Annotated in this window: 3 protein-coding genes and 1 pseudogene; 2 read left to right on the top strand and 2 right to left on the bottom strand. The window is 65.3% G+C overall.

All coding sequences use genetic code 11. The annotated features are described in order from the left end of the window. Nucleotides 1–360, bottom strand: a 360-nt coding sequence (locus APH27_RS24650; protein WP_060486137.1) for a sigma factor, incomplete at its 3' end; no start/stop codon positions are given. Between the two features lie 304 nt (nt 361–664). Here APH27_RS24650 and APH27_RS24645 point away from each other — a divergent pair. Next, the gene (locus APH27_RS24645; protein ID WP_060486136.1) at nt 665–13,606 is read left to right on the top strand and encodes a non-ribosomal peptide synthetase; all 12,942 of its coding nucleotides are present in this window, start codon (nt 665–667) and stop codon (nt 13,604–13,606) included. Nucleotides 13,607–13,708: 102 nt separating this feature from the next. On the opposite strand, the gene APH27_RS26260 is transcribed toward APH27_RS24645, so the two are convergent. Then, the gene (locus APH27_RS26260) at nt 13,709–14,524 is read right to left on the bottom strand and encodes an RHS repeat-associated core domain-containing protein (protein WP_082435251.1); all 816 of its coding nucleotides are present in this window, start codon (nt 14,522–14,524) and stop codon (nt 13,709–13,711) included. A 101-nt stretch (nt 14,525–14,625) separates the two neighbouring features. Between APH27_RS26260 and APH27_RS24640 the strand changes: the two are divergent. Then, nucleotides 14,626–14,862, top strand: a pseudogene (locus APH27_RS24640) (phosphopantetheine-binding protein); the annotation flags it as partial. Nucleotides 14,863–14,888 lie beyond the last annotated feature (26 nt).

The raw sequence follows: 14,888 nt of genomic DNA, 5'->3' as shown, positions 1-14,888 counted from the left end.
TTCGGCGATGTGTTCGAGCGCCGCCAGGTTGATATGCGTGGCCTCGGGCGAAGCGTTCGGGATGACCACGTTCAGGCCTTCCTCTTCGCTGCCGGAATACTTCAGCTCCATCGCCTGCTTGCGGTAATGGTCGATGGCCAGGTTGCGCACGATCTGGAACAGGTAGCTGAGCTGAGCCTTGAACGACGAGGTGATCTGCGGGGCGGCGCTGAGCCGGAAGAAGGCGTCCTGCACCACGTCCTCGGCCCGCGAGCGGCAGCCGGTGATGCGCGCTGCGATCTTGACCAGGATGCTGCGGTTGTCGACGAATGCCTGGAGTAATGGTGAATCGCACTTACTTGTGGATAGTTGTTCCGCCATGGAAATCACCTTGTCTCGAAGGGGAAAGGGAGCACCCAAAAAGGGAAGCTTCCTACGACGTGCGACAAACTATTCAGAATGATAATGATTGTCAAATACGAAAGTTAATGAGTTTCCATTAGTTTCAGTTCTAAGCGAGCGCGCGTGACGCAGTTCACCTTCCTGCGCCCCTCAGCCTTTTTCGCACCGCTAATTTCCTGCCACGCCCATCCGTTCCCCTGTGTACATCCGGCCGCTGCCGCTGCCCGCCGACCTTGTGCGGGGCAGCCAGCCCGACTCAACCAGACACTGGCAGGAACCCCCCATGACGGACGCCTTCGAACTCCCGCTCTCGCTGGTCCAGGCCCTGGCGCAACGCGCCGCGCTGACCCCGGACCGCATCGCCCTGCGCTTTCTGGCCGATGCCCCCGGCGAGCAGGCCGTGCTCAGCTATCGCGACCTGGACGCCCGTGCGCGCACCATCGCGGCGGCGCTGCAGGCCCGCGCCGGGTTTGCCGAGCGGGCCGTGCTGCTGTTCCCCAGCGGCCCGGACTACGTGGCGGCGTTCTTCGGTTGCCTGTACGCCGGCGTCATTGCCGTGCCGGCCTACCCACCGGAGTCGTCCCGCCAGCATCACCAGGAGCGCCTGCTGTCGATCATCGATGACGCCGAGCCGCGCCTGCTGCTGACCGTTGCCGCGCTGCACGACAGCCTGCAGGGGTTGGAGGCCCTGAGCGGCAACAACGCCCCCGAGCTGCTGGCTGTGGATACGCTTGACCCGGCATTGGCGGGCAGTTGGCGCGAGCCGCAGTTGCAGGCGCACGACATCGCCTTCCTGCAGTACACCTCCGGCTCCACCGCGCTACCGAAGGGCGTGCAGGTCAGCCACGGCAACCTGGTGGCCAACGAGCAGTTGATCCGCTCGGGCTTCGGCATCGACCTCAACCCCGACGACGTGATCGTCAGCTGGCTGCCGCTGTACCACGACATGGGCCTGATTGGCGGGCTGCTGCAGCCGATCTTCAGTGGCGTACCGTGCGTGCTGATGTCGCCGGGTTATTTCCTCGCCCGGCCGCTGCGCTGGTTGCAGGCGATCAGCGAGTACGGCGGCACCATCAGCGGCGGGCCGGATTTCGCCTACCGGCTGTGCAGCGAACGGGTCAGCGAGGCGGCCCTGGCCGGCCTCGACCTGAGCCGCTGGCGTGTGGCCTATTCCGGTTCCGAGCCGATCCGCCAGGACAGCCTCGCCACCTTCGCCGGCAAGTTCGCTGCCTGCGGTTTCCAGCCGGGCAGCTTCTTTGCCAGCTATGGCCTGGCCGAAGCCACCTTGTTCGTCAGTGGCAGCCGCCGTGGGCAGGGTATCGGCGCGCTGGAGCTGGATGCCGAGGCGTTCGCCGCCCACCGTGCCGAAGCCGGCAAGGGCAGCGTGCTGATGAGCTGCGGCTACCCGCAGCCCGGCCACGCGGTGCGCATCGTCGAGCCACAGCAACTTGAGGTACTGGGCGACAACCAGGTCGGCGAGATCTGGGCCGGCGGCCCGAGCATTGCCCTGGGTTACTGGCGCAACCCTGAAGCCACGGCGCGTACCTTCGTCGAAAGTGATGGCCAGACCTGGCTGCGTACCGGCGACCTTGGTTTCATGCGTGACGGCGAAGTGTTCGTCACCGGCCGCCTGAAGGACATGCTGATCGTCCGTGGCCAGAACCTGTATCCGCAAGACCTGGAAAAGACCCTGGAGCGTGAGGTCGAAGTGCTGCGCAAGGGCCGGGTGGCCGTGTTCGCGGTCGACGACCAGGGCCAGGAGGGCATCGGCGTGGCGGTAGAGGTCAGCCGCAATGTGCAGAAAGCCGTCAAGCCCGAGGACCTGATCAAGACCCTGCGCAAGGTGATCGCCGATGCCTGTCGCCAGGCGCCGGCCGTGGTCCTGCTGCTCAACCCGGGCGCATTGCCGAAGACTTCCAGCGGCAAGCTGCAGCGTTCGGCCTGCCGCCTGCGCATGAACGATGGCAGCCTCGATTGCTATGCGCGCTTCCCCATCGCTACCGGGCAGGCTGCAGTTACGGCAACGGGCGATGACCTGCAGGCTCGCATCGCCGGAGTCTGGCGCGAGGTCCTCAGGGTCGAGACGGTTGCCGCTGACGATCACTTCCTGCTGCTGGGCGGCAACTCCATCGCTGCCACGCAGGTCACTGCACGGCTGGCTGATGAGCTGGGTATCCAGCTGAGCCTGCGTACCTTGTTCGAAGCACCAACGCTGGCCGAGTACTGCGCTGGCGTGGCAGCCATCCTGGCGGAAGGCGCCGGTGAAGCCTGCGCTATCACGGCGTTGAACCGCGACCAGGCCTTGCCGCAGTCGCTGGCACAGAACCGCCTTTGGCTGACCTGGCAGCTTGAGCCGAAGTCTGCGGCCTACAACATTCCAGCGGGGCTGCACCTGCGCGGGGAGCTGGATGAGGCCGCACTTGAGCGGGCGTTCCAAGCCTTGGTCACGCGTCACGAATCGTTGCGCACGGTATTCAGTGAAGAAGACGGCATGGCGTTGCAGCGTGTGCTGGCGCAGCAGCCATTCAGCCTTGAGCGTCTGGACCTGGAAGGGCTGGCGCCTGAACAGGTGGCCTCGCGTCGCGAGGACGAGGCCCGGCAACCCTTCGACCTGATCAATGGCCCGCTGCTGCGCGTAACCTTGGTGCGCCTGGATGATGAAGACCACCAACTGTGGGTGACCTTGCATCACATCATCGCCGATGGCTGGTCGCTGAACATCCTGCTCGACGAGTTCGCCAAACTCTATGCCGCCCATTGCCAGGGGCTGGACGCCAAGCTGGCACCGCTAACCCTGGGCTATGCCGATTACGGCACCTGGCAGCGCCAATGGCTGGCCGAGGGTGAAAGTGCGCGCCAGCTGGAGTATTGGACAGCCACATTGGGCGATACCTCGCCAGTGCTCGACCTGTACCCGGACCAGCCACGCTCCAGCCAGCATGAAAACCGTGCCGCGCGCCTGAGCGTGAAAGTGCCGGCCAAGCTGGGCGACGCCCTCAAGGGCCTGGCCCGCGAACAGCAGGCCAGCCTGTTCATGGTCCTGCTGGCTGCCTGGCAGGGCCTGCTGCATCGCTACACCGGCCAGAGTGACATCCGCGTCGGTGTGCCCAATGCCAACCGCCCGCGCCAGGAAACCCAGGGCATGGTCGGCTTCTTCATCAATACCCAGGTGCTACGTGCGCAGCTCGATGGCCGCCTGCCGTTCACTCAACTGCTGGCCCAGGTGCGTGGCGCGACACTCGGCGCCCAGGCCAACCAGGACCTGCCGTTCGAGCAACTGCTCGAAGCGCTGCCCGAGGCGCGCGAGCAGGGCCTGTTCCAGGTCATGTTCAACCACCAGCAGCGCGACCTCTGCGCTTTGCGCCGCTTGCCGGGCCTGCTCGCCGAAGAGCTGCCATGGCACAGCCGCGAAGCCAAGTTCGACCTGCAGCTGCACAGTGAGGAAGACCACCAGGGCCGCCTTAGCCTGGCCTTCGACTACGCTGCCGAGCTGTTCGAAGCCAGCACCGTCAAGCGCCTGGCCCAGCACTTGCTGGCGCTGCTCGAGCAAGTTTGCGCGCAGCCGCAATTGCCGTTGGGCGACGTACAACTGCTGGATGAACAGGGGCGCCAACAACTGCTGGCATGGGGGCAGGCGCCTGCGGCCGCGCCGCAGCGTCTGCTGGTCGAGCAGCTCAATGAACAGGCCCGCCTGACGCCGCAGCGCACTGCACTGGTCTGGGAGGGCGGTAGCCTCGACTACGCCGAGCTGCATCAGCAGGCCAACCGGCTGGCGCATTATCTGCGCGACAAAGGCGTCGGCCCCGACACCTGCGTGGCCATCGCTGTCGAGCGTTCGCCGCAACTGCTGGTCGGCTTGCTGGCCATCCTCAAGGCTGGCGGTGCCTATGTGCCGCTGGATGTCGATTACCCGGCCGAGCGCCTGGCCTACATGCTTGGCGACTGCCAGGCCAGCCTGCTGCTCAGCCACAGCAGCCTGCTCGGCACATTGCCGCAGGTGGACGGCGTCAGCGCCATCGCCCTCGACCAGTTGCACCTGGACAGCTGGCCAAGCCAGGCACCGGGCCTGCACTTGCAGGGCGACAACCTGGCCTACGTGATCTATACCTCCGGCTCCACCGGCCAGCCGAAGGGCGTTGGCAATACCCATGCCGCCCTGGCGGAGCGCCTGCAGTGGATGCAGGCCAGCTATGCGCTGGATGAAAGCGACGTGCTGATGCAAAAAGCACCGATCAGCTTCGACGTGTCGGTGTGGGAGTGTTTCTGGCCACTGATCAGCGGTTGCAAGCTGGTGCTGGCCGGCCCCGGCGAGCACCGCGACCCGCAGCGCATCGCCGCGCTGGTGCAAGCGCATGGCGTGACCACGCTGCACTTCGTGCCGCCGCTGCTGCAGGTGTTTGTGCAGGAGCCGCTGGCCGCTGGCTGCAGCAGCCTGCGCCGGCTGTTCTCCGGTGGCGAGGCGCTGCCTTCGAACCTGCGTGACCGTGTGCTGCAGTTGCTGCCACAGGTGCAGTTGCACAACCGCTACGGGCCGACCGAAACCGCCATCAACGTCACCCACTGGCAGTGCCAGGCAGAAGATGGTGAACGCTCGCCGATCGGTCGCCCGTTGGGCAACGTGCTCTGCCGGATACTGGACGATGAGCTTGAACTGACCGCGCTTGGCGTGCCGGGCGAGCTGTACCTGGGGGGAGCGGGCCTTGCCCGTGGCTACCTGGGCCGGCCGGGCCTGACGGCCGAGCGTTTCGTGCCACAGGCCGACGGCAATGGCGCGCGCCTGTACCGCAGTGGTGACCGCGCCCGCTGGCAGGTGCAGAACCAGGCCCTGGCATACCTCGGTCGCCTCGATCAGCAGGTCAAGGTGCGCGGTTTCCGAGTCGAGCCGGAAGAAGTGCAGGCTTGCCTGCTGGCCCAGCCGGGTGTCGAACAGGCACTGGTGCTGATTCACCAGGACGCCGTCGGTGCGCAACTGGTCGGTTACTACAGTGGCACGGCACAGTCCGAGGCCCTGCTGGCTGCCTTGGCCGCGCAATTGCCGGCGTACATGGTGCCGGCCCAGTTGATCGGCCTGGCGCAGATGCCGCTGGGCCCGAGCGGCAAGGTCGAGCGCAAGGCGCTGCCGGCGCCCGTGTGGCAGCAGCGTGCCCATGTCGAGCCGCAGACTGCGTTGCAGCAACAGGTGGCAGCCATCTGGCGCGAGGTGCTGAACCTGCCGCAGGTTGGCCTGCACGATGACTTTTTCGCCCTCGGCGGCCACTCGCTGCTGGCCACCCAGATTGTCTCGCGCACCCGCCAGGCCTGTGATGTCGAGCTGCCGCTCAAGGCGTTGTTCGACGCCAGCGAGCTGGCTGCGTTCTGTGAAGAAATCGCCCGCATCCGCGCTGCCGGTGAGTGCAACCGGCAAGGCGAAATCGCCTTGGTCGACCGCCGCCAGGCCGTGCCGCTGTCGTATTCGCAGCAGCGCATGTGGTTCCTCTGGCAGATGGAACCAGACAGCCCCGCCTACAATGTTGGCGGCATGGCGCGTTTACGTGGTGCCCTGCATGTGGATGCTTTCGAACGCGCCCTGCAGGCACTGATCGTGCGCCACGAAACCCTGCGCACTACCTTCCCGAGCATCGATGGCGTGCCGTACCAGTGCGTGGCCGACGACAGCGGGCTGCAACTGGACTGGCAGGACTTCACGGCCCTGCCGGCGCAGGCCCGTCAACAGCGCCTGCAACAACTGGCCGACGACCAGGCCCACCAGCCGTTCGACCTGGAGCGTGGCCCGCTGCTGCGCGCGTGCCTGGCCAAGACCGAGGACCGTGAGCACTACTTTGTGCTGACCTTGCACCACATCGTCACTGAAGGCTGGGCCATGGACATCTTCGCCCGCGAACTGGGCGAGCTCTATGAAGCCTTCGTCGATGACCGTGAGTCGCCCTTGGCGCCGCTGCCGGTGCAATACCTCGACTACAGCGTGTGGCAACGGCAATGGCTGGAAAGCGGCGAGGGCGCACGCCAGCTGGCCTACTGGAAAGACCGCCTCGGCGGTGACCACCCGGTGCTGGCGCTGCCCGCCGACCGCCCGCGCCCGGCTGTGCAGAGCCACCGCGGCGAGCTGTACCGCTTCGACCTCGACCCGGCGCTGGTCGCCCGCGTGCATGCCTTCAACAATCAGCGTGGGCTGACCCTGTTCATGACCATGACCGCCACGCTGGCTGCGTTGCTGCACCGCTACAGCGGCCAGCGCGACCTGCGCATCGGCGCGCCAGTGGCCAACCGTATCCGCCCGGAAAGCGAAGGCCTGATCGGTGCCTTCCTCAACACCCAGGTGTTGCGCTGTGAACTGGACGGGCAAATGACAGCTGCCGCGTTGCTCGACCAGGTACGCCAGGCCGCCATCGAAGGCCAGTCACACCAGGACCTGCCGTTCGACCAGTTGGTCGAGGCCCTGCAGCCGCCGCGCAGCAGTGCTTACAACCCGCTGTTTCAGGTGATGTGCAACGTGCAGCGCTGGGCCTTCCAGCAAAGCCGTGAACTGGCCGGCATGCAGGTGGATTACCTGGTCAACGACGCCAGTGCCACCAAGTTCGACCTGTACCTGGAGGTCACTGATCTCGACGGGCGCCTGGGCTGCTGCCTGACCTACAGCCGCGACCTGTTCGACGAGCCGCGCATCGCCCGCATGGCCGAGCACTGGCAGCAACTGCTGGTCGGCCTGCTCGACAACCCGCAGCAGCGCCTGTGCGAGCTGCCGATGCTGGCCGATGCCGAACAACAGGTGCTGATCGGCCAGTTGCAAGGCGAGCAGGACTTCGCCCTCGACCAGACGATTCACGGCCTGTTCGCCGCCCAGGCTGCGCGTACGCCCAGCGCGGGGGCGCTGACCTTCGCCGGCCAGCACATGACCTATGCCGAGCTCGACCAGCAGGCCAACCGCCTGGCGCGTGCCCTGCGCGAGCGCGGGGTCGGCCCGCAGGTGCGTGTGGGCCTGGCGCTTGAGCGTTCGCTGCAGATGGTGGTCGGCCTCCTGGCCATTCTCAAGGCCGGTGGCGCCTATGTGCCGCTCGACCCGGAGTACCCGCTCGACCGCCTGCGCTACATGATCGAAGACAGCCGCATCGGCCTGCTGCTGGGCCAGCAAGCGCTGCTTGAAAACCTCGGTGAGTTGCCCGACGGCGTGGCCCGCTGGAGCCTTGAAGACGACGCGGCAAGCCTGTCGGCCTACAGCGATGCGCCGCTGGACAACCTCAACCTGCCGCAGCACCAGGCTTACCTGATCTATACCTCCGGCTCCACCGGCAAGCCCAAGGGCGTGGTGGTCAGCCATGGCGAAATCGCCATGCATTGCCAGGCGGTGATCGACGCCTTCGGCATGCGCAGCGATGACTGCGAGTTGCACTTCTATTCGATCAACTTCGATGCAGCCAGCGAGCGTTTACTGGTACCTCTGCTGTGTGGCGCCCGCGTGGTGCTGCGTGCCCAGGGCCAATGGGGTGCCGAGGACATCTGCCAGCTGGTGCGTGAGCAGCAGGTGAGCGTTCTGGGCTTCACCCCGAGCTATGGCAGCCAGTTGGCCCAGTACCTGGCCGGGCAGGGTGAGCAGTTGCCGGTGCGGCTGGTGATCACCGGCGGCGAAGCGCTGACCGGCGAGCACCTGCAGCGCATCCGCCAGGCCTTTGTCCCGCAGCAGTTCTTCAACGCCTACGGCCCCACCGAAACCGTGGTCATGCCACTGGCCTGCCTGGCGCCGCAGGTGATGCCCGCCGACGCTGGCAGCGTGCCGATCGGCCGGGTGATCGGTGCCCGCACGGCGTACATCCTCGACGAAGACCTGGCCCTGCTGCCGCAAGGCGGGATCGGCGAACTCTACGTCGGCGGTGCCGGCCTGGCCCAGGGTTACCATGACCGCCCGGGCCTCAGCGCCGAGCGCTTCGTCGCCGACCCGTTCAGCCATGACGGCGGGCGCCTGTACCGCACCGGCGACCTGGTGCGCCTGCGCGCCGATGGCCTGGTGGAATACATCGGCCGCGCCGATCAGCAGGTGAAGATTCGCGGCTTCCGCATTGAACTTGGCGAAATCGAAAGCTGCCTGCAGGCGCATGCCGATGTCGACGAGGCTGTGGTCCTGGCCCTTGACCTGCCGGGCGGCAAGCAGTTGGTTGGTTACCTGGTGTGCACGCAGGCCACTGCCGACAGCGAAACCCAGTCCAGGCTGCGCGAAGCAGTCAAGGCCGATGCGCGTCAGCACCTGCCGGACTACATGGTGCCAGCGCACCTGGTGCTGCTCGAACGCCTGCCGCTGATGGGCAATGGCAAGCTCGACCGCCGTGCACTGCCGGCACCGGACCTGGAGCAGGCGCGCCAGCATTACCAGGCCCCGGCCAATGAGCTGGAAGAGCAGTTGGCGCAAGTCTGGCGCGAAGTGCTCAACACGTCCCGCGTAGGTGTGCAGGACAACTTCTTTGAACTGGGTGGCGACTCGATCCTGTCGATTCAGGTGGTCAGCCGCGCTCGCCAGCTGGGCCTGCAGTTCACCCCGCGAGACCTGTTCCAGCACCAGACCATCCAGACCCTGGCTGCCGTGGTCAGCCGCAGCGCGGCGCCGAGCAGTATCGACCAGGGGGCGCGTGAGGGGCGCAGCGGCCTCACGCCGATTCAGCACTGGTTCTTCGACCGTGACGTGGCCCAGCCGCAGCACTGGAACCAGGCGGTGCTGCTGGACGCGCGCCAGCCACTGGAGCGTGCCACCCTTGAGCAGGCCCTGGCCGGGCTGGTGGCGCACCACGACAGCCTGCGCCTGCGATTCACCCAAGGCCACGCTGCGTTCGCCGCGCTGTCTGCCGAGCAGCTGTTGTGGACTGCAACGGTCGCCGACTTCGCCGACTGCCAGGCGCTGTATACCGACGTGCAACGCAGCCTCGACCTGGAACGGGGCCCGCTGTTGCGCGCACTGTTGGTGAGTGATGGACAGGGCGCGCAACGCCTGCTGCTGGCGATCCACCACCTGGTGGTCGATGGGGTGTCCTGGCGCGTGCTGCTCGAAGACCTGCAAGCGCTGTATCGCGGCCAGCCACTGGCGGCCAAGACCCACGCCATGGCCGACTGGGCCGCGCGCCTGGCCAGCTACGCCGGCAGCGATTCGCTGCGCGACGAACTGGGCTGGTGGCAAGGCCAGCTCGGCAGCGTGCGCCATGAGCTGCCATGCGATCACCCGCAGGGTGGCAACCTGCATCGGCATGCCGACACCCTGGCCATCGGCCTGGACGTGGAACAGACCCGGCAGTTGCTGCAACAGGCACCGGCGGCCTACCACACCCAGGTCAACGACCTGCTGCTGACCGCACTGGCGCGTACCCTGTGCCGCTGGAGTGGTGACCAGGAAGTGCTGGTGCAGCTTGAAGGCCACGGCCGCGACGGCCTGTTCGAAGACATGGACCTGACCCGCAGCGTCGGCTGGTTCACCAATGCCTACCCGCTGCGCCTGAACCCACAGGTTGGCGACGACGATGCCGCGCGCGCCACTTCGCTCAAGTGCATCAAGGAACAGCTGCGCCAGGTGCCCCACAAGGGGCTGGGCTATGGCGTGCTGCGCTACCTGGGCGATGCTGCCAGCCGCGAACGCATGGCGGCGTTGCCGCAGGCGCGCATCACCTTCAACTACCTGGGCCAGTTCGATCAGCAGTTCGACGAGGCCGCGTTGTTCCTGCCGCTGGATGCACCGGCAGGCTTGGCCCACGATCTGGATGCGCCGCTGCCGAACTGGCTCAGTGTCGATGGGCAGGTCTACGGCGGTGCCTTGCAACTGCGCTGGACCTTCAGCCGCGAGCGTTATGACCAGCGGACCATCGCGCAGCTGGCCGAGGCCTATCGCCAGGAGCTGCTGGCCCTGATTGGCCATTGCCTGGCCGATGGCAACGGCAGCTTCACGCCATCGGACTTCCCGCTGGCGCACCTGACCCAGGCGCAGATCGACGCACTGCCGGTCCCGGCCACGCAGATCGAAGATGTCTACCCGCTGACGCCGATGCAGGAGGGCATGCTGCTGCATACCCTGCTGGAACCGGGCACCGGCCTCTACTACATGCAGGACCGCTACCGCATCAACAGCGCGCTCGACCCCGAGCGTTTCGCCCTGGCCTGGCAGGCCGTGGTGGCACGGCATGAGGCCTTGCGCGCCTCGTTCAGCTGGAACGCCGGCGAAACCATGCTGCAGATCATTCATAAACCGGGCAACACGCCGGTGGACTATCAGGACTGGCGCGGCCTTGATGAAGCGGCCCAGGAGGCGCGCCTGCAAGTGTTGCACAAGCAGGAGCGGGAAGCGGGCTTTGCACTGCTGCAGGAGCCGCCGTTCCACCTGCGCCTGGTGCGGGTCGATGATGAGCGCTACTGGTTCATGATGAGCAACCACCACATCCTTATCGATGCCTGGTGCCGTTCGTTGCTGATGAACGACTTCTTCGAGCTCTACCAGGCCCTCGGCGAAGGCCGCCAGGCCCAGTTGCCGGTGCCGCCGCGCTACCGCGACTACATCGGCTGGCTGCAGCGCCAGGACATGGACGAAGCGCGCAACTGGTGGCAGGCCAGCCTGGCCGGCTTCGAACGCGCCACGGCGCTGCCCAGCGACCGCCCGCTGCGCAACGATCACGCCGGTGACGGCATGGTTGTAGGCGACTGCTATACCCGCCTGGAGGTAAGCGACGGCGTGCGCCTGCGTGAACTGGCCCAGGCCCATCAGCTGACCATCAACACCTTCGCCCAGGCGGCCTGGGCGCTGGTGCTGGCGCGCTACAGCGGCGATCGCGACGTGGCCTTCGGCGTGACCGTGGCCGGGCGCCCGGTGAGCCTGCCGCAGATGCAGCGCACGGTCGGCCTGTTCATCAACAGTATCGCCCTGCGCGTGCAACTGCCCGAGCCGGGCCAGCGCTGCAGCGTGCGCCAGTGGTTGCAAGCTGTGCTGGAACGCAACATGGAACTGCGCGAGTACGAGTACCTGCCGCTGGTGGCAATCCAGGACTGTAGCGAACTGCCCAAGGGGCAGCCGCTGTTCAACAGCCTGTTCGTGTTCGAGAACGCACCGGTGGAAACCGCGGTGCTCGACCACGCCCAGCACCTCAATGCCAGTTCCGATTCTGGCCGTACCCACACCAACTTCCCGCTGACGGCGGTGTGCTACCCGGGCGACGACCTGGGCCTGCACCTGTCGTTCGACCAGCGCTACTTCGACTACCCGACCGTCGAGCGCCTGCTGGCCGAGTTCAAGCGCCTGTTGCTGGCGCTGGTGCAAGGCTTTGACGGTGAGGTGAGCGAATTGCCGTTGCTGGGCGAGGCTGAACAACGCTTCCTGCTGGACGACTGCAACCGCACCGAGCGCGCCTACCCGCTGACGCAGAGCTACGTGGCACTGTTCGAAGCGCAGGTGGCTGCCCACCCTGAGCGCACTGTGGCCCGCTGCCTGGATGCGTCGTATGACTACGCCGGGCTGAACCTTGCGGCCAACCGCCTCGGCCATGCGCTGGTCGCAGCGGGCGTGGCCATCGACCAGCCGGTCGCCTTGCTGGCCGAGCGGGGCTTGCCGTTGCTGGGCATGATCGTCGGCAGCTTCAAGGCTGGCGCCGGCTATTTGCCGCTGGACCCGGGCCTGCCGTCGGCGCGCCTGCAGCGCATTGTCGAGCTGAGCCGCACGCCGGTGCTGGTGTGCAGCGCGGCCTGTGCCGAGCAGGCGCGCCAGTTGCTGGATGACCTGGCGAGTGTGGCGCGGCCGCAGTTGCTGGTGTGGGAAGAAGTGCAGGGCAGCAGCATCGCCAGCCACAACCCTGGCATCCACAGTGGTCCGGACAACCTGGCCTACGTCATCTACACCTCCGGCTCCACCGGGCTGCCCAAAGGCGTGATGGTCGAGCAGCGCGGGATGCTCAACAACCAGTTGAGCAAGCTGCCCTACCTGGCCTTGAGCGAGCGCGACGTGATCGCGCAGACGGCTTCGCAGAGCTTCGACATTTCGGTTTGGCAGTTCCTCGCCGCACCGTTGTTCGGGGCCCGGGTTGAGATTGTGCCGAACGCCATCGCCCATGACCCGCAAGGTTTGCTGGCGCATGTGCAGGCAACCGGCATCAGCGTGCTGGAAAGCGTCCCATCGCTGATCCAGGGCATGCTCGCCAACGATCATCAGGCGCTGGATGGCTTGCGCTGGATGTTGCCGACCGGCGAAGCAATGCCGCCGGAGCTGGCTGCGCAATGGCTGCAGCGTTATCCGCAGATTGGCCTGGTCAATGCCTACGGGCCGGCGGAGTGCTCGGATGACGTGGCCTTCTTCCGCGTCGACATGGCGTCGACCCGTGGCAGTTACCTGCCGATCGGCACGCCGACCGACAACAACCGCCTGTACCTGTATGGCGAAGACCAGACCTTGGTGCCGCTGGGTGCGGTGGGTGAGGTGTGTGTGGCTGGTACTGGCGTCGGTCGCGGTTATGTCGGCGACCCACTGCGCACGGCACTGGCATTCATCCCGCACCCGCACGGGGCGCCGGGCGAACGCCTGTACCGTACCGGTGACCTGGCACGACAGCGCCCGGACGGGGTGCTTGAGTACGTCGGGCGCATCGACCACCAGGTGAAGATCCGTGGCTACCGTATCGAGCTGGGCGAGATCGAGGCGCGTCTGCACGAGCAGGCCGAGATTCGCGATGCGGCGGTGGGGGTGCAGGAAAGCGCCAATGGCAAGCACCTGGTTGGCTACCTGGTGGCGCACCAGGGCGTGGTCGCCGATGCGGCGTTGCTGGAGCAGGTCAAGCAGCGCCTGCGTGCCGAGCTTCCGGAGTACATGGTGCCGCTGCACTGGGCCTGGTTCGCCAGCCTGCCGCACAACGCCAACGGCAAGCTCGACCGCAAGGCACTGCCGGCCATCGAAATCGGTGGCCAGCACAGCCAGGCCTACCTGGCGCCGCGGGATGAGCTTGAAGAGGTGCTTGCCGGTATCTGGGCCGAAGTGCTCAAGGCCGGGCGGGTCGGGGTGCATGACAACTTCTTCGAGTTGGGCGGGCATTCGTTGCTGGCCACGCAGATCGCTTCGCGGGTGCAGAAGCAGCTGCAACTGAACGTGCCGCTGCGGGCGATGTTCGAGTGCAGCACGGTGGAGGCGTTGGCCGAGTACGTGCGCGGGTTGCAGGGCAGTGAGCTGGATGAGGGCAAGGCGGATCGGCTCAGTGACCTGATGGCCGAGCTTGAAGGGCTGTAGACCGTACGGGGGGCGCTTTGCGCCCCTATCGCCACAGAAGGCTGCAAAGCAGCCCCGGCCATTTCGGACTCAGTGCTTCCCGAGCATTTTGCTTTGAATGGTTTAGGTTGAACGAATGAGTTTGGCTTTACTTGAAGCTGGTGGGTACTTTGACGTATTTTTGATGAATTCACTGTAAGTCGGTGGCGGATCAAGCAGTGGGTCGGCGAGTGTGGGTTGTATGTTTTGCACATCAGGGACTTCATCGAGATCAAAGGGTTGTCCTGGTTGTCTGCCGGTATTCCACCTGCTCCTGCCTTCTTCCAGCTTTAAGAAGCTAGTCTCAATCTTCTTTCTATTGCTCTCATAGCGCTGCCGGGAATTAGAATTCTCGATTTGATCATGTGCCTCGGGATTGTTGTTGATGTGTTCTGCAAAGCGACGTGCTTTGTTTATGCGTTTTTGCAGCTTCAGTATGTGCTTGCGCTGACCTGATGAAATCCCGGGGTAACTTTTCCAATTTTCGAAGCCACTGAATGGATTGCGGGATGCCCGCGGGTTCAGTGGAGTCAGAATGCCGGTATGCCCTGATTCATCAGTCCGATTGATCGGGTCTCCGGCGCAATAAGCGTATGCATTGATACCACCGGCGCCGAAAGGACTTAGACTGTCCGGGCATATGAAAAGCATGAGAGGTACGCTGTAGTGGCGATAGCCGTTTCCCAATGGATAGCGCTGCGTCAGGGCATCTGGCAATTGTCCATTGTAGTAAAGCACGTGTGATTTCAAGTCATTTAAGTATCCAAAGGGGGCGTATGCATGACTTTCGTCAGCGGCAAAAAGCACCGACCCTTTATTATCTGTCGATAGAAGTGCTGTACGGCCGAACCCAGTGCTTTGAGGCTTTAAGGTTGAAGGTGCGTCACCTTTGTAGTCCATGGCCTTGGTCCTGATTACGGGGCAGAAGTCAGAGGGAGTATCATCTGCACTCAAACGTAGGGCCACTGTCAAAATTGATAGGTCTGGCCAACGCTCTACTGAAACGGTTCGGGTTGCCTGACAACTTCTTCGAGCTGGGCGGGCATTCGCTGCTGGCCAGGCAGATCGCTGCGCGGGTGCAGAAGCAGCTGCAGCTGAACGTGCCGCTGCGGGCGATGTTCGAGTGCAGCACGGTGGGGGCGTTGGCCGAGAATGTACGCGGCTTGCAGGGCAGTGAGCTGGATGAGGGCAAGGCGGATCGGCTCAGTGACCTGATGGCCGAGCTGGAAGGGCTGTAGTATGTCTTGAGTTTTGCGGGGCGGCG

It is taken from the genome of Pseudomonas sp. NBRC 111123 (assembly GCF_001320205.1).
In the GTDB taxonomy this organism is placed as follows: Bacteria; Pseudomonadota; Gammaproteobacteria; order Pseudomonadales; family Pseudomonadaceae; genus Aquipseudomonas; species Aquipseudomonas putida_J.
The sequence above is the reverse complement of the archived record's forward strand: the minus strand, read 5'-3'. Positions and strand labels throughout refer to the sequence as shown.